This window comes from Achromobacter sp. E1, from assembly GCF_037039475.1.
GTDB classification, from domain to species: Bacteria; Pseudomonadota; Gammaproteobacteria; order Burkholderiales; family Burkholderiaceae_B; genus Achromobacter; species Achromobacter mucicolens.
In genome coordinates this window covers 4,591,966-4,609,456 of record NZ_CP146253.1, presented here as the reverse complement: position 1 = coordinate 4,609,456, position 17,491 = coordinate 4,591,966, and the positions used below count along the sequence as shown (strand labels likewise).

At 67.3% G+C, this 17,491-nt stretch carries 20 protein-coding genes; 6 read left to right on the top strand and 14 right to left on the bottom strand.

The genetic code is table 11. The annotated features are described in order from the left end of the window. Window positions 1–21: 21 nt before the first annotated feature. The 4 genes from V6V88_RS21450 to V6V88_RS21435 all read right to left on the bottom strand — a co-directional run bounded on the left by V6V88_RS21450 (window position 22) and on the right by V6V88_RS21435 (window position 2,325). Entirely contained in the window at window positions 22–837 is an 816-nt protein-coding gene (locus V6V88_RS21450) for an anti-sigma factor (protein ID WP_280002776.1), read from the bottom strand. Next, window positions 834–1,364, bottom strand: a complete 531-nt coding sequence (locus V6V88_RS21445) for an RNA polymerase sigma factor (protein WP_180098043.1) — start codon at window positions 1,362–1,364, stop codon at window positions 834–836. Before V6V88_RS21445 ends, V6V88_RS21450 begins: the two co-directional genes overlap by 4 nt. A 24-nt stretch (window positions 1,365–1,388) precedes the next feature. After that, window positions 1,389–1,757 carry a hypothetical protein gene (locus V6V88_RS21440; RefSeq protein WP_056326478.1) on the bottom strand — a complete coding sequence of 123 codons (369 nt, stop codon included), beginning with the start codon at window positions 1,755–1,757 and terminating at the stop codon, window positions 1,389–1,391. A gap of 103 nt (window positions 1,758–1,860) precedes the next feature. After that, window positions 1,861–2,325 carry a GNAT family N-acetyltransferase gene (locus V6V88_RS21435; protein WP_338616252.1) on the bottom strand — a complete coding sequence of 155 codons (465 nt, stop codon included), beginning with the start codon at window positions 2,323–2,325 and terminating at the stop codon, window positions 1,861–1,863. A gap of 252 nt (window positions 2,326–2,577) precedes the next feature. On the opposite strand from V6V88_RS21435, the gene V6V88_RS21430 reads away from it, so the two are divergent. Together V6V88_RS21430 and V6V88_RS21425 are read left to right on the top strand one after the other, a co-directional pair. After that, window positions 2,578–2,853: a helix-turn-helix domain-containing protein gene (locus V6V88_RS21430; protein WP_280019441.1), complete on the top strand. Its 276-nt coding sequence runs from the start codon at window positions 2,578–2,580 to the stop codon at window positions 2,851–2,853. Next, complete coding sequence (locus tag V6V88_RS21425; RefSeq protein WP_338616250.1) at window positions 2,850–4,124, top strand: type II toxin-antitoxin system HipA family toxin; 1,275 nt, start codon at window positions 2,850–2,852, stop codon at window positions 4,122–4,124. Before V6V88_RS21430 ends, V6V88_RS21425 begins: the two co-directional genes overlap by 4 nt. On the opposite strand, the gene V6V88_RS21420 is transcribed toward V6V88_RS21425, so the two are convergent. The 8 genes from V6V88_RS21420 to V6V88_RS21385 form a co-directional block, all read right to left on the bottom strand. Next, on the bottom strand, window positions 4,108–5,505 hold the full coding sequence (locus V6V88_RS21420) for a DUF1501 domain-containing protein (protein ID WP_338616249.1): 1,398 nt from the start codon (window positions 5,503–5,505) through the stop codon (window positions 4,108–4,110). The two genes, V6V88_RS21425 and V6V88_RS21420, sit on opposite strands and share 17 nt — an antisense overlap. Continuing rightward, window positions 5,502–7,052 (bottom strand): DUF1800 domain-containing protein, encoded by a 1,551-nt coding sequence (locus V6V88_RS21415; protein ID WP_338616247.1) that lies wholly within the window; start codon window positions 7,050–7,052, stop codon window positions 5,502–5,504. The genes V6V88_RS21420 and V6V88_RS21415 overlap by 4 nt, the downstream gene beginning before the upstream one ends. Window positions 7,053–7,171: 119 nt before the next feature. Beyond that, window positions 7,172–7,876, bottom strand: coding sequence for an SDR family oxidoreductase (locus V6V88_RS21410; RefSeq protein WP_280002785.1), 705 nt, complete (start codon window positions 7,874–7,876; stop codon window positions 7,172–7,174). Window positions 7,877–7,956: 80 nt separating this feature from the next. After that, window positions 7,957–9,273, bottom strand: a complete 1,317-nt coding sequence (locus tag V6V88_RS21405) for a sorbosone dehydrogenase family protein (RefSeq protein ID WP_338616245.1) — start codon at window positions 9,271–9,273, stop codon at window positions 7,957–7,959. Between the two features lie 48 nt (window positions 9,274–9,321). After that, entirely contained in the window at window positions 9,322–9,750 is a 429-nt protein-coding gene (locus V6V88_RS21400) for a universal stress protein (protein ID WP_062838722.1), read from the bottom strand. Window positions 9,751–9,759: 9 nt separating this feature from the next. Next, on the bottom strand, window positions 9,760–10,185 hold the full coding sequence (locus V6V88_RS21395) for a universal stress protein (protein WP_062838723.1): 426 nt from the start codon (window positions 10,183–10,185) through the stop codon (window positions 9,760–9,762). An 83-nt stretch (window positions 10,186–10,268) separates the two neighbouring features. After that, window positions 10,269–11,087 (bottom strand): glutamate racemase, encoded by an 819-nt coding sequence (murI, locus tag V6V88_RS21390; protein WP_062838724.1) that lies wholly within the window; start codon window positions 11,085–11,087, stop codon window positions 10,269–10,271. 78 nt (window positions 11,088–11,165) lie between these two features. Continuing rightward, entirely contained in the window at window positions 11,166–12,098 is a 933-nt protein-coding gene (locus tag V6V88_RS21385) for a LysR family transcriptional regulator (RefSeq protein WP_223572491.1), read from the bottom strand. A gap of 136 nt (window positions 12,099–12,234) precedes the next feature. On the opposite strand from V6V88_RS21385, the gene V6V88_RS21380 reads away from it, so the two are divergent. The 3 genes from V6V88_RS21380 (at window position 12,235) to V6V88_RS21370 (ending at window position 14,087) form a co-directional block, all read left to right on the top strand. Next, window positions 12,235–12,813 carry a chromate transporter gene (locus V6V88_RS21380; RefSeq protein ID WP_062838726.1) on the top strand — a complete coding sequence of 193 codons (579 nt, stop codon included), beginning with the start codon at window positions 12,235–12,237 and terminating at the stop codon, window positions 12,811–12,813. After that, window positions 12,810–13,334, top strand: coding sequence for a chromate transporter (locus V6V88_RS21375; protein ID WP_062838727.1), 525 nt, complete (start codon window positions 12,810–12,812; stop codon window positions 13,332–13,334). The genes V6V88_RS21380 and V6V88_RS21375 overlap by 4 nt, the downstream gene beginning before the upstream one ends. Before the next feature lie 69 nt (window positions 13,335–13,403). Further along, the gene (locus V6V88_RS21370) at window positions 13,404–14,087 is read left to right on the top strand and encodes a DUF1345 domain-containing protein (protein WP_338616242.1); all 684 of its coding nucleotides are present in this window, start codon (window positions 13,404–13,406) and stop codon (window positions 14,085–14,087) included. On the opposite strand, the gene V6V88_RS21365 is transcribed toward V6V88_RS21370, so the two are convergent. Together V6V88_RS21365 and V6V88_RS21360 are read right to left on the bottom strand one after the other, a co-directional pair. Then, window positions 14,056–15,336, bottom strand: coding sequence for an MFS transporter (locus V6V88_RS21365; protein WP_338616241.1), 1,281 nt, complete (start codon window positions 15,334–15,336; stop codon window positions 14,056–14,058). The two genes, V6V88_RS21370 and V6V88_RS21365, sit on opposite strands and share 32 nt — an antisense overlap. A gap of 53 nt (window positions 15,337–15,389) precedes the next feature. Then, window positions 15,390–16,148 (bottom strand): SDR family NAD(P)-dependent oxidoreductase, encoded by a 759-nt coding sequence (locus V6V88_RS21360; protein ID WP_062838729.1) that lies wholly within the window; start codon window positions 16,146–16,148, stop codon window positions 15,390–15,392. Window positions 16,149–16,409: 261 nt separating this feature from the next. On the opposite strand from V6V88_RS21360, the gene V6V88_RS21355 reads away from it, so the two are divergent. Continuing rightward, window positions 16,410–17,366: a GlxA family transcriptional regulator gene (locus V6V88_RS21355; protein WP_062838730.1), complete on the top strand. Its 957-nt coding sequence runs from the start codon at window positions 16,410–16,412 to the stop codon at window positions 17,364–17,366. The last annotated feature ends 125 nt before the right edge of the window (window positions 17,367–17,491 follow it).

Sequence of the window (17,491 nt, the reverse complement as noted above, 5' to 3'; positions counted from 1 at the left end):
CGCAGCCCCCAGCGGGTGCGTCTAGCCCTGCAGCTGGCGGTAGACCTCTTGCGACACGCGCTGCAGTTCGTCTCGGCTGACGGCGCCAGAGAGCGCGTAGCCGAACTCGCCCTCGACCCAATAGAACACCCGCACGGGGCCTTCCTGCGTGAACTGGAAGGCAGTCTGTCCGCCGGCGGCTTCGCGGGTGACGTACAGCGTCAGGCGCTGGCCATCGGCCGCGCCATACATGAACTGCGCCACCGGACCGGCGCCGCCCGGCAGCAGCCGTCCGCCGATGAGTTCATAACCCGTTTTCGACAGCGACGGCGCGCGCATCGGCGCGCCCATGCGCTTGGTCAGCCACGTCACCAGCGCCTTCTCGTTATCGCCGCTGACCTCGACGGGCCGGCCCATGTCGGGCGCATACACCGCGTGGGCGATGGCGGCGCGCTGGGCATAGCCGCCTGCCGCCCGCTCCGGGCTGGCGGTGGCCAGCACCGTCTGCAGATGGCGCGCATCCACGGCGCCGCGCAGCATCCAGGCCGCGCTGGCGCTGACCACGGCGACGGCCACGCTGGCCGCCAACGCGCGCCAGGGCCACGTCCGCGCCGGCGCGCGCAGCGGCAAGCGCAAGGGAAGGGGTTCGTCCAGCACGGGATCCAGCAGGGCGTGCAGTGCGCGGCGCTGCGCCTGCCACTCGTCCACCCGGGTCTGGTCCTGCGGATGCGCGGCCAGGAATGCGGCCACTTCCGCGCGGCGCGTGGCGGACAACTGGCCGTCGGCATAGCCATGCAGGTCGGCTTCCGTGATGGGCGTGCCCGCGGCGGGAACCGGATGGAGGCGTTTGTCGGTCATGGCATTTCACGCGGGGAGGGAACGGGCCGCAGCCGTCTGGCGGGTTCGCGGCCCTGCATCAGCGCGCCGAGCTTTTCGCGGGCGCGCGAGAGCCGCGACATGACGGTGCCGATCGGCACCGACAGGATTCGTGCGGTCTCCTGGTAGGACAGGTCTTCGACGGCGATCAGCAAGAGGACCTCGCGCTGCTCTGCCGGCAAGGCCAGCAGGCAGCGGTCCAGGTCCCGCACTTCGAGCTGGTCGGTCTGGGTGGCGCGCACCGGCGCATCGGGCAGGTCGCCCGGCGCCGTCTGGTCGGTGCGCCGGCCCGCGGCGCGCACGCCGTCGATGAAATGGTTGTGCATGATGCCGAACATCCAGGCGCGCAGCTCGCCGCGCCGCTGCCAGCGGGAATAGCGGCTCCATGCGCGCTCCAGCGTGTCCTGCACCAGATCGTCGGCGCGATCCGGGTCGCCCGTCAGCCCGCGCGCATAGCGGCGCAGGCTGGGGATGCAGGCCAGGATCTGGGCTTCGTCTTCGGCGCGCATGGGCTGATCAGGCAGGTGTCCGGATCAGGGTTTGACGACGTGCCAGATTTCCTTGAAGTTGTCGCCAGTCTTGTCGCCCGGCTTGGTGTCCTTGGCGAACAGATACAGCGGTTTGCCCTTGAAGGCCCATTGCTTGCTGCCGTCGTCGCGCGTGATGACCGTCAGGTCGCCCATCGGCTTGGCGTCGGCGGCGGCCATGGCGGGCGGCCAGGCCTTCGCGCACGCGTCGACGCAGACGCTCTTGCCCGCGGAGTCCTTGTCGAAGGTGTACAGCGTCATGCCGGCGCTATTGACCAGGATGCCGTCCTGGGTCTTGACGGCCTGGGCGTGGGCGCCGGCCGAGAACAGGGCGGCGCAGGCGAGAGCCAGGGCCGCGGCGGTGTGTTTGCGCATGGTGTGCCTCGTAGGTGGGGAGGATTGTGGGGGACTGCCCTCTACGGACGCCAGCCGGCGCCGCTTTATTCCGCGGTCCGGAAAAAAATGTGCCGCAAAGGGCTCAACCACCCGGCCGGACGGCGCCGGGGTCATACCGCATTTCATGTTCCAGCTCGGTCTCCATGACAGGGGTAAAGCCCAACGCCTCGTACAGCCGCCGGGCGGGATTGCCTTTCAGGACGCTCAACGTGACGGGCGCCCCTTCCTGATCCGCGCGGTCCAGGACGCCGGCCACCAGCCGGCGGCCCAGCCCCTGGCCCTGAAAATCCGGATCGATCTGGATCTGCACGATGCGCCAGCCGGCGGCATCGCGGTAGTGCTTGAACAGCCCCGCGGGCCGCCCGCCCAGCCAGACGATCTGGGCGTCATCGAAGTGGTACTGGATGCGCGCCAGGTGCCCGGCATCGTCCAGCGACACGCCTGCACGCTCCAGATGCTCCGTCATCGTGCGCTTGCGCAGGGCCAGCAGGAACGGCACGTCTTCTTCGGTGGCGGACTGGAGCGCCAGATCGGGAGGCAGGTTCATGGTGCGATGCGCAAGGACCGTGGAAACGCGCGCGCCGCCGAATGGCGGGGCGGGGTGTCTGAGGTTATAGATCGGAAGTGGGGAGGACGCTAGCCGTTGCGCGGCGGCGCGTCAGGCGCCGGGGTTATTTGGTCCTGGAATGTTCCGACGCGAGGGAAGGGGTGTGAAATGAGTAGTACGCTTCACAAACGTGCCCATTAGCGATAAATTGATACCTATACTTCACATTTCCGGTGACTTATGACTGCTGACATGAAGGACCCGCTGATTGGCGCGCTGGTCAAGGCCCGGCGTGACCGCAAGTACACCCAGGCGCATCTCGCGGAGCTTGCAGGTATCAGCCGACGGGCATTGGTGGCCATCGAAGGCGGTGGCGATTGCAATGTCTCCACGTTGCGGCGGCTTATGCGCGTCCTGGACCTGGAGTTGAAGCTCGTCCCGGCAGAATACGCGCCGCCCACGCTGGAAGACGTGTTCGCCGAAAATGAAATGGCGTATCGCCGCTCGCGCGAAGGGCGTGAATCATGACGTTGGATATCTACGTACAGGAGACGAAGGTGGGGGTGCTGGACCAAACCGGCATCACTTCCTTCGTGTTTACCTATTTGCCCAGTACGCCCAGAGAGTTGGCCGTCTCGTTACTGATGCCCCCACGCACGGAAAGCTGGACAAGCCCATTTCTGTTTCCTGTGTTTCAGGTCTCATTGCCCGAAGGGGCATTGCGGCAAACGCTCGAACGGTTCTTCGCCAAGAACTTTTCAAGTTTTGGCGACATGGAGTTGTTGTCGATTGTTGGCGAGAACCTGATAGGTCAGGTCAAAGCCTTGCCTGCAGGCGCCAAGCCTTCGCGAAGAAGCGTCCACGAGTCGCTTCAAAATCTGTTGTCGTCGGATTTGAAAGGCATCGTGCGCCATTACTTGGGCGAGGATAGTCACGGCCCGGGTGTGTCCGGAGGATTCCTGAAGTTCCTCGCCCGCAGTCCCGTCGGCGGGGATGGCGTCAAGCGCACCATCGCCGTCGACCAGTGGATCGTCAAATTGAATGATCCCGATCGGGGAGATATCGTTTTGATGGAACATTTTGGGATGATGGCGGCGCGAGAGATGGGACTTAACGTGCCCGAAACGCATCTTGCGTCGGACTTCAGCCGCCTCTTGGTCAGACGGTTCGATGTTGATGCCGCGGGAAAAGCCCTTGGCTTTGAGGATATGTGCGCACTGACCGCCCAGCCGGCCCGGGATAAGTTCAGTGGCTCTGCAGAGCGTATCGTGCGGACCATCCGCGCGTTTTGTCCCGGACTTGCGGGACAACTTGCTTGCGATCAGTTCTATGCGCAGTACCTGCTGGCCGCGTCCATCAGAAATGGCGATGCGCACCTGAAGAATTTTGGACTGTTGTACGAGCCCGGCGCGATACCCACGTTGGCCCCCGTTTATGACATGTTGACGATGTCGGTGTACGCGCCTCGCGATAACCACGGCGACGCCAATGACGGCATGGCGCTTACGCTGGGAGGAACGAAGCGCTGGCCGACCGCCGACGCCTTGAAGCGGTTAGGCTTGGTCTGCGACGTTTCGTCCGCAAGACAGAATCATTGGCGAAAGCATCTTGGCGCGGCGCTGCTTAAGACCGCTGATTGCGCGGAGTCGTTCGTGTCCGTCAATCAAGATCAGGAGGCGGTGCGCAATATTGGCCGGATGCTCGAGCTCTGGTCGTATGGCATGAAACCGGTGGATGAGGCGGTTGCGAAGAAGCTGATGCAATGCGCTCACTCTCTTGCTCCTAAGCTTCAGACTTGACCGGCGCAGACGACAACATCCCCAACGGCTCCGGCCCGAAGTGCCGCAGGTTCGGAAACACCGTCCGCAGATCGTCCCGGCTGGCGCCGAACCAGGCGCCCAAATCCGCGCCCAGCTGATCCACTGCTGTCGTGGGCAGCAGGCGGCCGTTGTCGACGAATCCCGGGCCGTTGAGCGCAATTTCCGGGTGGGCGCCGTAGCAGCGCCCGCCGTTGACCGCGCCGCCCAGCACGAAGTGGTGCCCGCCCCAGCCGTGGTCCGAGCCGTTGCCGTTGGACCCCAGCGTGCGGCCGAATTCGGAGGCCGTGAAGGTGGTGACCTGATCGGCCACGCCCATGTCCGACAGGGCGTTCTGGAATGCCGCCAGCGCCTGGCCCAGTTCCTTCAACAACGCCGGGTGCGTATCGGACAGGCCCGTGTGGTTGTCATAGCCGTTCTGCGAGACGAAGAACACCTGCCGCCGCGCGCCCAGCGTGTCGCGGGCCGCGATGATGCGCGCCACGATACGCAACTGCTGCGCGAGCGGCGACGAAAAGTCGCCGGGCACGGCGACGTCGGCCAAGGCGGCGCGCAGGCGCGTGTCGGCTGAGATGGACTGGGCGGCGATGCGCGACATCTCGCGTTCCATCAGGTGTTCGCGCGGCTCGGTGATCAGTTCGCGCAGCAGGGCGGTGCAGGCGCTGGAGCCATACATGTCGCGATGCAGCAGGTCGATCTGCGTGGATCCGTTGATGCCCACGCGATAACCCGCCACCTTGCGGCCGGCCAGCAGCACCGTGCTGCCGCCCGCCGTGATGCCGGTGAAGGTGCGGTGCGCGTTCGCGCCCGCGAAGAGATCGGTCAGCCGGCCCGCCCAGCCTGAGGACGCGCCCTCGGGCGCCAGCGCCTGCCAGACCGACTGCTGGTCGTTGTGCGAGAACAGCTTGGGCGGCAGCGGCACGCGCGCGCCGATGTATTCGGCCTTGGTGGTGGGCACGATCAGCGGACCGACGTTCAACAGCGCGGCCAGCTCGCCGCGTTCGTACAGCGGGGCCAGCGGCGCCAGCGCGGGGGCCAGGGCGAACTGCATGCCGCCCTGGGTGTCCGCCTTGCCGCGCAACACGGTGGCGCGCAGCACGTCGCGCGGCAGCGCGATGTCGCCGCGCGCGGCGGCGTAGGCGCGATACGACGATGGATCGTAGGGGACCAGCGTGTTGTACGGATCGTTGCCGCCGTACAGGAAGACGCAGACCAGCGCCTTGTACGCGGGCGGGGCGGATTGCGCCGCGGCGGCGCCGATCGCGGCCAGGTTCAGCGCCAGCGGAGCGGCGCCGCGGGTTGCGCCCAGCGCCATGGCGCGCAGGAGAAAGTTGCGGCGGTCGAGGCCTTGGCGGTCTGTCATTTCTGCACCAGGTATTCCGGGGTGGCGGCCACCAGCATGATGGCGGCGCGGACCCGGTCGCGCGGGCGGTCCGGCGGCAGCGTGGCCACGGCCTTGGCGATGGCGGCCGCGGTGCGTGCGCTGAAGGCGTCGCCCGCCAGCAGCAGCACCACGCGCGCTACCAGCGCCTCGGGGTCCTTGGCCAGCGCGATCTCGGGCGTGTAGGCGGTTTGCAGGTCCTCCCAACCGCGGTCCACGTAGATGGCCAGGAAATTCAAATAGCCCGCGATGCTGGTCTCGTCGGTGATCTGCAGCTCCGGCGCAACCAGGTGACGGCGCGCAAGCTCGGTGACGGGCGGCACGTAGCGGGGCCGGAAGAAGTTGAACACCGACGGCGACCGCATCGGGCTCTGCGCCAGCCGGATCGTGTTGTCGGTGGTGTCGGGCATGGCCCATTCGCCGTTGGTCGAATCCGCCCCGAAGGCGCGGGCCCATCCCGAAAAGCGCAGGATCGGTTCGCGCACCTTGCCCCAATAGGGCGAGCTCAGGTCCGGCTGGCGCGCCTCCGGGTCCAGCAGGATCGCGCGCACCACGGCCTTCAGGTTGCCGCGCCGGCCGTTCCCGTCGTCATTGAACACGGCCGACACGCGGCCCACGTACGCCGGACTGGGATTGCTGGTCACCATGCGCTGGATGAGCTGCATGCCGATGAAGGGCCCCACGTTGGGATGGGCGCTGATGACCTCCATGGCGCGCTTGAGCGACAGGTGGCCATCCGTGCCGGGCGGGATGACCGCGCCCAGGAAGCGCTTCTCCGACATCGAGTGCAGCGCGTTGTTCAGCGCCATGGGGCGGCGGTGAAACTCCACGTCCGTTTCCGGGCCGTTGATGTCCCAGCCGGTAAAGACCTTGGCCAGCCCCTGCACGTCGGCATTGGTGTAGGTTTCCACGGGCGCGCCGTTGACGAGCTTGACCGTGCCGTCCTGCTCCAGCACCAGCAGGCCGATGCTGAACAGCTGCATCACCTCGCGCGCGTAGTTTTCGTCGGGATGTCGGCCTGTCGTGGGGTCTTCCTTGCGGTTGCCGCGATAGGTCAGCATGCAGCCCATCGACAGGTTCTGCGTCACCGCGGTCAGCAGGTCCTGGTAATTGCCCAGGGCGTGCCTGGCCAGCAGATCCATGAAACCGGCCGCGCCGAAGAGCGGCCACGACGCCGTGATGGCGGACACGCCGACGACGAAGATCTCCGACAGCGAAAACGCGACCCGCGTGCGCACCTGATCGGGCGCGCTGATGAACTTGCGCCACAGCGTGGATTCCAGCGGCGCATTGATGCCGTTGCCCTTGAAGGCCTCGGTGTTGCGGTTCTTCTGGAGCAGCCAGTCGAAATGCGTCTGTGAAGGCGGCATCTCCAGCTGGGCGTCCAGCCAGGCGGCATAGCCGACCCGCACGACGGCGTCGATGTCGGCCGGCGTGGGGCCGAAGGTGGCCTGCGCCAGAAAGCGCGAGGCCTGGCCGGGAGTCGGGGGGGCGGACTGCGGCGCAGCCGCTGACGATGTAGCGGACATGCGCCAAACACCTCGTCGAATGTGAAAACCTACGGTACTAAAAGCCCGCCGGGGCCTTCAATACCGTCATTCGGACGAGGGACTACGCCAAACGCATGAGGCCGGCGATCCCGCGCGCGTCACACGGAGCGCGTGATGCCGCCGTCGATGCGGATGTTCTGGCCGGTGATGTAGGACGATGCGCTCGACGCCAGGAACGCGATCAGGTCCGCCACTTCCTGCGCCGTGCCGTAGCGGCCCATCGGGATGCGCACGCGGCGGCCTTCCTTTTCGGGCAGGCTGTCGATGAAGCCCGGGAGCACGTTGTTCATGCGCACGTTGTACTGCGCGTACTCGTCCGTGAACACCTTGGTAAAGGCGGCCAGCCCGGCGCGGAACACGCCCGACGTGGGAAACAGCGCTTCCGGCTCGAACGTGGCGTAGGTGGAGATATTGACGATGGCGCCGGATTGCTGCTGCTTCATCACCGGCGCCACCAGGCGGGTGATGCGCACCACGTTCAGCAGGTAGAACTCCATGCCCAGGTGCCAGTCGTCGTCGCTCAGTTCCAGCAGCGGACCCTTGGGACCGTGCCCGGCGCTATTGACCACCGCGTCGACGCGGCCCCACTTCTGCAGGGTGGCGTCCACCAGGCGCGACAGGTCTTCGGGCGAGCGGTTCGACCCGGTGACGCCCAGGCCGCCCAGTTCCTGCGCCAGCGCCGCGCCCTTGCCGGACGACGACAGGATGGCCACGCGGTATCCGTCCGCCGCCAGCTTGCGCGCCGCCGCCGCACCCATGCCGCTGCCGGCCGCCGTGAGGATCGCCACTTTTTCCGTGCTCATGCTCGCTCCAGTCTGGAATTCGGGAGCGGCCATTGTAGGGGCGGGCATGCGCTGCGCCCAGCGCCTGCGTGGGGGCGCGTCTACGGTTTGGCGGCCACGCGCCAGACGACATTGCCGACATCGTCCGCCACCAGCAGGCCGCCCTGCTTGTCGATCGCCACGCCCACCGGCCGGCCCTGCGCCTGGCCGGACTCGTCCAGAAAGCCGGTGAGCACGTCCTTGGCCGGCCCGCCGGGCTGGTTCTGGTCGAAGGGCACGAAGATCACCTTGTAGCCGCTGCGCGGATCGCGGTTCCACGAGCCGTGCTGGCCCACGAACATGCCGTGTGCATAGGGCTCGGGCAACGTGGTCCCGCCCGACCACGCCAGGCCGAGCGACGCGGTGTGCGGGCCCAGCGCGTAATCGGGCACGATTGCCCGCGCGACGAGATCGGGCCGCGGCGGCTGCACGCGCGTGTCGACGTGCTGCCCGAAGTAGCTGTACGGCCAGCCATAGAAGCCGCCGTCGCGCACCGAGGTCATGTAGTCCGGCACGAGGTCGCTGCCCAGCTCGTCGCGCTCGTTGACGGCCGTCCACAGCGTCTTGCCGTCCGGCGCCCAGGCCATGCCGACCGGATTGCGCAGCCCCGTGGCGTACAGCCGCTTTTGCCCGCTGGCCACGTCCAGCTCCCAGATGGCGGCGCGGCCTTCCTCGATGTCCATGCCGTTCTCGCCCACGTTGCTGTTGGACCCCACGGACACATACAGCCGGGAGCCGTCCGGGCTGGCGATGAGGTTCTTGGTCCAGTGGTGGTTCAGGCCGGCGGGCAGGTCGGTGACCTTGACGCCCGGCGCCGTGACGCGCGTCCGGCCCGGTTCGAAGGGAAAGCGTACGACGGCGTCGGCATTCGCCACGTATAGCTGGTTGCCGACGAGCGCCATGCCGAACGGCGAATTCAATCCTTCCAGCAGCGTCGTGCGCGTTTCCGCCACGCCGTCGTGATCGGCGTCGCGCAGCAGCGTGATGCGGTTTGCGCTGTCGGTCTTGGCGCCCGCGCGTTTCATTACCAGGCCGGCGGCCCATTGCTTGATGCCACCCGGCGCGTCTTCGGGCCTGGGCGGCGCGTTGGTCTCGGCGACCAGCACGTCGCCATTGGGCAGCACGTACAGCCAGCGCGGATGATCCAGCCCGGTGGCGAACGCCGTCACGGTCAGGCCGTCCGCGGGCTGCGGCTGCGTGCCCGGCTTCCAGCCCACGGCCTTGGCCGTGTTCACCGTGGGAATGAGCGTGGTGTTGGGGGGCGGCAGCTGAGGCGTGGGCCCCATGCCGGCTTCGACGGGCAGCTTGGCGACCTCGCCGCAGGCGCTGAGCAACGTCAGCGCCAGGGCGGCCGCCAGCGCGAAACGCAGGTTGACCATGATGGGGACTCCAGGGCTTGCAAGTCGCCCCATCATACCCAGGCGCGCTTACTTCACCAGCGTGACCGGCACCTGCGCCAGCTGCACCACCTGATTGGCCACCGAGCCGATCAGGATGTTGGTCAGCTTGCCGTTGCCGCGCGTGCCCATGACGATCCGGGCGCAGCGGTGGTCCTGCGCATAGCCGGCGATTTCGGCGGGCGCGTTGCCAAAGATCACGTGGCTGACGTAGTCCACGCCGGCCGTGTCCAGCAGCTTGCGCGCGGCTTCGGTGGCTTCGCGGCCTTCGCGGGCGTAGAAATCGTTGATCATGTCCTGCGTGATCAGGCGCGACAACCCGGCGCGCCCGCGCGGCGGCGTCTGGATGTTGATGAGGTGGATGCGCGCGGATTTTGCGCCCTGCGCCAGGCGGCGCGCATAGTCGACGGCGCGGTCCGCGTTGTCGGAGCCGTCGACGGGAACGAGGATGTTCAGCATGACGGCTCCTTACTTGACCAGCGTGACGGGCAGTTCGGTCAGGGACAGCACGCCCGTGGCGACCGACCCCATGAAAAGCGCCGACACCGAACCCAGGCCGCGCGTCCCCATGAAGATCTCGTGGGCGCCGGTTTTATCGGCCATGCGCGTAATGGTCTCGGCAGCCGCGCCGGCCTCGATGTGTACGTCGAACGGCACGCCGGCCTGCGTCAGCAGCGCGCTGGCGGCCTGCAGCGCGGCCTCGCCTTCCTCTTGATGATAGGCATCGATCTCGTCCTGCGACAGGCCGCTGCCGAACGCACCGGGCTTCAAGGGCATCTGGACCGTGAGCAGGTCCACGCGTTCGACCGGGTCGTAGCGGCGCGCATCGAGCAGCGCCTTGACCGCGTTCAGGGAAGTTTCCGAACCATCGACGGGAATCAGGATGCGTTTCATGGCGTCTCCTTGCGGGCCGTGGGGGCGTGCGTTCCACTGTATCTCACATTCGCCCCGCCGGCGCCTCCCGGCGCTGCGGCAGATCAAGCGGGGCGCAGTCCCCGCCACGCGTCGGGCACCGTGCCGGCCGGCATGGGCGTACCCAGCAGGCGGCTTGCCAGCTGCGCCAGCGCGTCGGCGTCGCCCGTGGTCTGCAACTGCAGGGCGCCCGGACCTTGGGTCGCCAGCAAGCCGCGTTCATGCAGCTGGTGGCGCAGCCAGCGCGCCACCGGGGCGCCCGTCTCCAAGAGCGGCACGCCGGGGCCGGCGGCGTCCTGGATCACGTCGCGCAGGAAGGGAAAGTGCGTGCAGCCCAACACCAGCACGTCCGCCCCGGCCTCGCGCAGTTCGGCGACCGGCCCGCGCACGGCCTCGGCGGCTTCGGGGCCCGAGAGCACGCCTTGCTCGACCAGCCGCACCCATTGCGGGCAGGGCCGCAGCACGATGCGCACCTCGGGGGCCTCGCGTTGCACCAGTGCGGCGAACTTGGGGCTGGCCAGCGTCCCGGTCGTGGCGAAGACGCCCACCACGCCCGTGTGCGTCAGGTGCGCGGCGGGCTTGATGGCCGGTTCGACGCCGATGATGATGAGCGCCGGATGACGCTGGCGCAGCAGCGCGATCGCCGCGGCCGTGGCGGTGTTGCAGGCCACCACCATGGCGCGGGCGCGCTGCGACACGAAGTAGTCCGCGATGGCGCAGGCGCGTTGCTCGACGAAGGCCTGGGTCTTTTCCCCATAGGGCACATGGGCGGAGTCCGCTACGTAGAGCAGCGGCTCGTGGGGCAGCAGGTCGCGGATCGCCCGGACGACGCTCAGGCCGCCGACGCCGGAGTCGTATACGCCGATGGGGGATTCGGAATGCATGGAAAGCCGTGGGTCATTGCAGGATGCGGTGGCGGCAAGTGTAGCGCCGGGGCAGGGCGGACCAAACGCGGCCCCGGGTCAGGGGCTTTCGCCCGCCCGGGATTCGTCGCGCTGACGCCGCGCTTCGTCGATCAGCTTGCGGGCGGCGCCGGACAGGGGCGCGTCGCGCCAGATCAGGTTCAGCGGCGCGCGCAGCGCCGCCGGATGGGTGACGCTGACGTACACCACTCCCTCGATGTTCACGCGGCGCAGCGACGCGGGCACCAGCGACACGCCCAGTCCCGCGGCGACAAAACTCAGGGTGGACAGCATGCGCGGCGCTTCCTGCGTGACGCGGGGGCTGAAGCCTTCGGCGCGGCATGCGCTGATGATGGCGTCGTACAGCCCCGGGCCGCTGTGACGCCGGTACAGGATCAGCGATTCGTCCGCCAGCTCCGACAGCGAGATGCGCTTGCGCGTGCGGCCCCTGACGGCCGGATGGTCGGCCGGAAAGGCCGCCAGCATGGCTTCCTCGAGCACGGTTTCCATCTGCACGCCCGGGTCCGCGCCATGCGCGCCGCGGATGAACGCGACATCGATGCGCCCCTCGGCGACTGCCTCGCGCAGCTCGCCCGTGCTGCTTTCTTCGAGCACCAGATGCACGTGCGGCGCGCTTTCGCGGAACCGCCGGATGACCGACGGCACGAACGGATGAAATGCCGCCGAGCCCGTGAACCCCACCGTCAAGCGGCCCGCCTCGCCCTGCGACACGCGCCGCACGCCCTCCACGGCCTGGTCCACCAGCGCGATGATGTTGCGCGCGTCTTCGAGCAGCGCGCGCCCGCTTTCGGTGAGCTCCATGCCCCGCGGCAGCCGGTGAAAGAGCGTTACGCCCAGCTCCGCCTCCAGTACGCGGATCTGCTGGCTGAGCGGCGGCTGGCGGATGCCGAGCCGGGCAGCGGCCTTGGTCAGATGGGATTCCTCGGCGACGGCCAGGAAGTACCGCAACAGCCGCAAATCAACGCTTGCCATATTCTGTGGATATGAGTTTTTGACGAGTCATATATTAGACATTATCTGACGCGAGGAGTAGCCTGCAATCTCGTGATCCATCCCTGGCGCGTTTCCCGCGCCAGCTCCCTTAGCCGGTTCCGCGCCGGCCACAATAATGACGAACGCAGCACTCTCCACCGACGAGGCCGGCTTACGGCCTCCCCCCACTTGCGGCCAGCTATTCCACGGTTTTCTGATGCTGGGCCTGACCGCCTTCGGCGGCGCCTTGCCCCTGGCGCGGCGCATGGTCGTCGAAAAGCACCGCTGGCTGACCGGCGCCGAATTCACCGAACTGCTGGGCCTGTGCCAATTCCTGCCGGGCGGCAACATCATCAACCTGTCCGTCGCGCTGGGCATGAAATTCCGCGGCCCGCGCGGCGCGTTCGCCGCGCTGATGGGCCTGATCCTCGCGCCGTCCATCATCGTCGTCATGCTGGGCATGGTCTATGACCGTTTCCAGAACGATCCCGACATCCAGCATCTGTTCGCCGGCCTGGCGGCGGCCGCGGCCGGGCTGCTGATTTCCATGGCGGTCAAGATCGGCGTGCCGGTCGTCAAGCGCCGCGACTGGCTTGCGGGTGTGGTCGCCACCGCCTGTTTCATCGCCATCGCCGTCCTGCGCATCCCGCTTCTGCCCACGATGCTGGTGCTGACGCCGCTCAGCATCCTGATGGTCTGGAGGCAACGCCGATGATCCATACGCTGGTCGCCCTCGTCCTCATTTTTTCCGAACTGTCCGTGCTGGCCTTCGGCGGAGGCAACACCATCCTGCCCGAGATGCAGCGCCAGGTCGTCGAGGTCCACGGCTGGATGACGGCCGCCGACTTCTCCGCGCTCTTTGCGCTGGGCCAGGCCGCGCCAGGGCCCAACCTGATGGTCGTCACGCTGGTCGGCTGGCACGTCGCCGGCCTGCCGGGCCTGCTGGCCACGACCATCGCCAAGTTCGGCCCGTCGTCCCTCATCACCGTCCTCGCGCTGGGCCTGTGGGAAAAATTCAAGGACCGCCCATGGCGCGGCGTCATCCAGGCGGGGATCTTCCCCATGACCGTGGGGCTGGTCGCCGCCAGTGCCTCGCTCATCACCGAGGCGTCCGTGCACACCTGGCTGCTGGGCGCGATCACCGCCGTCGTCGCCATCCTGGGCAGCGGCACGCGCATACATCCGCTGTGGCTGCTGTTCGGCGGCGCGCTGGCCGGTTTGCTGGGTATCGGTTAGCGTAGGGACCTATCGCGGGACTGCCCCGGGCAACACGCCCCGGCCCCGCGGCGCAGACAGGAGCCCGCCATGCAGCCGCTCAAAGATGACAGCGCCGGAAACGCCTCGAATGCCGACCGGCTGCCGTTCTTCCATGCCCATCGCCGGCTGATGCTGTGCGCCGGCCTGCTGCTCGCGGTCGCGGGCGGGCTGTACGCAGCCGGCCTGCCGCCCAGTCTGGCCATCCTGCTGGGCTTTGACGCCGGGGCGCTGATCTTCCTGATCCTGACCGCCCGTGTGTTCGGACGCACCAGCGCCGGCGCCATGCGCCGGCACGCCCGCCAGCACGACGTCGGGCGCGGCGGCGTCCTCTGGAGCAGCGTCGCGCTGTCCTGCATGGTGCTGGTCGCGTTGTGGGTGGAAATGCGCGCGCAAAACAATGTGGGCGCGGTGGTCGACATGCTGGCCGCGGCGGTGACCATCGTGCTGTCGTGGCTCTACATGAACATGATCTTCGCGCTGCACTATGCCCACGGGTATTACGGGCATGAAAACGCCATGCACAAGGGCCTGGATTTTCCGGGCAGGGACGAGCCCGACTACTGGGACTTCGCGTATTTCTCGCTGGTGCTGGGCATGACCTTCCAGGTTTCAGACGTGCAGATCGTCAACCGCCGGTGTCGCCGCATGGCGATGACGCACGGTGTCATCGCGTTCTTCTTCAACGTGTTCATCATCGCGATCAGCGTGAACGTGGCGGCGGGGCGGGCGTAGGATCGAGGGGTGCTGCGTCCTGCCCCGGAATCTGGCGGCGCTTATCCCACACAACCGCCGCGGCCTGCGCCATCGCGGCCACCAGTCCAATTGCCCAAATTGCACCGGCGCCAAGGATGGCGGCGCCCAGCCCGCTGCCCACCGAAAAGCCGAAATACATCGTCGACGTATTCAACGCCAGTGCAACCGGCGCCTGTCCCGGGGCCCCCGCGCCGATAAGGCGTGCCATCTGCGCGGGAAAGAATGACCAGACTGTGAAGCCCCACAGGAACACGGCGATCAACACGGGGGCTCGCGCGGCGGACGCAGGCAGCGCCGTTGCCAGCGACAATCCCAGGAACGCCAGTCCCAGCATGGTCAGCGACACCTGTACCACGCGATTTGCGCCCAGCCTGTCGGTCAGCGCACCGCCCGTTGTCACGCCGAGCGCGGCCGCCACGCCCCAGAGCGATATCGTCGCGCTGATGGCGGCGTCTCGAAATCCCAGCACGCTTGCCAAGTACGGTGCGAGGAACGGGTATGCCGTGAACGCGCCAATCGCCCAGAAAAGGCTGACCGACAGCAATCGCAGTATCGACGGTTGGCGCACGACTGCAAGACGCTGCCGAAACGTTGCGACCGCAATACCTGTTCCTGCATCGGCGGCGATGCCCACCCCGATGCCGGCGATGGCCACCAGGCTCATCACCGCGACGATGGAGAATGTGGCGCGCCAGCCCAGAAAGTGACCGGCCACCGCGCCCAGCGGCTGGCCTAGCGCAATGGCCAACGTCATGCCGGCGCTGACGATGGCCAGCGCCTTGCCCCGCCTTTCAGGCGCTACGATTACGCCGGCCAGCGCATTTGCGCCGGGCACGTACAAGCCAGCTGCCACCGCCATGACGACCCGCGCCGTCATCAGCGTCCAGAAGGTGGGCGACCAGGCAGCAAGCACGTTGCCCAAAGCGAACAATCCCATGGCGAGCTGCAGGGCCGCGCGGCGATTCCAACGTGCGGTCAGGACGGTCATGATGGGCGAGCTGACCGCCAGCGTCAGCGTGAACACCACGATGAGCGACGCCATCTGCGGGACCGTCATACGGAAATCCGCCGCCATCGTCGGCAAAAGCGGTGCAATCATGAAACCTTCCGTGCCGATGGCGAAGGTGCCGAGCGCCAGAAAGCCGGCCGGCAGCAGTTCTGCGCTGCGGCTCGCTGCCGCGGCTGTGCCCGCCGGCCCGGCGCTTGCGATATCCAATTTTGTTGTCATGGGATCTTTCCAGAGGGGGGCGGCGCCTACGGGGGCGCCGCGTGCCGGCCGCGTCAGACCGGAATCGGTTCGTCCACCAGGCTTTGGTTGAACGCATGCACGAAGGCGTGCTCATTCGACCCAGGGTTGTCGCGCAGCGGGCGAATGGCCTGGACCAGCACCTCGGGCGCGTCGGACGCCAGCCCTTGCATCGTCTCGGCGATGAACGCATCCAGCGGCATGGCGCGCGGATCGCCGCTTTTCTTGATGAGGTCCGTATCGACCCACGGCGGGGCAATTTCCTGCACCGTGACGTTGGTGTCGCGCAGCGTGAACCGTTGCGACAGCGCGTACGAATGCAGCGCGGCCTTGGAGGCGGAATACACCGCGTTCGAGGCGATCGGCACGTAGGCGAGGATCGACGTGTTGTGAATGATCGTCGCGCGCGGCTGGCCCTTCAGATGCTCGATGAGCGCGGACGTGAGGCGGATCGGACCCAGCAGGTTCGTTTCCAGGATCCGCTGCGACACGGCGTCGTCGATCGTGGACGAGGGGTCGTCGAACGGCATGATGCCGGCGTTATTGATCAGCACGTTCAGCGACGGATATGTTGCGATCAGCGTCTTGGCGACGCGCTCGATGTCCTGGGCGTCGGAGATATCCAGCGCGATGCCGTCAATGCCCGGATGCGCTGCGGCGATGTCGTCCAGCAGCGCCTGCCGGCGGCCGGCGACAATGACCTTGTTGCCCAGGTCGTGAAGGGCGACGGCCAGCGCGCGGCCGATGCCGGAGGTGCCGCCGGTGATGAAGATGGTGTTCTGGGTCAGTTGCATGCGGGTGCCTCGGTGGGGGGAGCGTCTGCATTGGAATCAGATCGCGGTGCAGCCACTATGCGGCAGATCGGTTTTGGCTCAAATGTCAATAAAGCGTCGATTTAAGACATAAGGTTCTGCGAGGCTTGGTCCAGCCTGGCGGCCGGACTGAAAAGATTCCCGTGGAATGGGGCGGTTGTCGCCTTAGAAACGATTCGCTCATTGACGTCTGCCGATGGCTTTATTAGCCTATATCCGTCATTTCCTGTCACGGATACGCTCATGCGCCAGATCGGCCTCATTCTCGAAGACGGTTTCCAGGTGATGGGCCTGGCCGCGCTGGCGGCCTTCGAGTTCGCCAACATCGCGCTGGAGCGCGACGGATACCGCGTGACCATCCTGTCGGAAGGCGGCGGCATCATCCGCTCGACCATGAACGCGGGCATCGAGACGGTGGCCCTGGGCGTCATGCCCGACACCCTGATCGTGGCGGGCGAGTTGATGCCCCGGCCAATCACGCCCGGCCTGGCGCGCTACGTGGCGCGCGCCGCCACCGAAGCGCGGCGGGTCGCGGGCGTGTGCACGGGCGCCTTTGTCTTGGCCGAGTCGGGTCTCTTGAATGGCCGTACGGCCACCACCCATTGGGCGCATGCGCGCACTCTTCAGGACCGTTTTCCCGAGGTGCGCGTCGACCCCGACCGCATTTTCGTGCGTGACGGCAACATCTGGACGTCCGCCGGCATGTCGGCCGCCATCGATCTCGCCCTGGCGCTGATCGAAGACGACCACGGCGCGGCGCTAGCCCGCGATGTGGCACGGCGGCTGGTCGTCTATCACCGGCGCCCGGGCGGCCAATCCCAGTTTTCCGCCTTGCTGGAACTGGAACCGCGCTCCGACCGGGTGCAACGGGCGCTGGTCTATGCCAAGGAACACCTGCGTAATCCCCTGACGGTGGACGAGTTGGCAGAGGCGGCGCGCCTGTCGCCGCGGCAGTTCAGCCGTGTGTTCCGCGAGGAGACGGGGCATTCCCCCGCCAAGGTGGTGGAGCTGCTGCGGCTGGAAGCGGCTCGCGCCATGCTCGAAGCCGGACGGCATTCGCTGGACATCGTGGCGCGGGACACCGGCTTTGCCGACCGCAACCGCATGCGTCGGGCGTTCCTGCGCGCCTATGGCCAGCCGCCCAGCGGGGTGCGGCGCGCGGGACGAATGACCGCGCCGGATGACGCGCCGCCGCCGTGAAACTGTCATTGCGTTGAACGCGCGAGCGCCGTAGCGCAATGTCGCTGACTCCCGGATCGTTGTGATCTAACATGCGCCATTCCCGCTAGCCGCGCATGCGGTATCCACGTTCACACGGTTGCCTT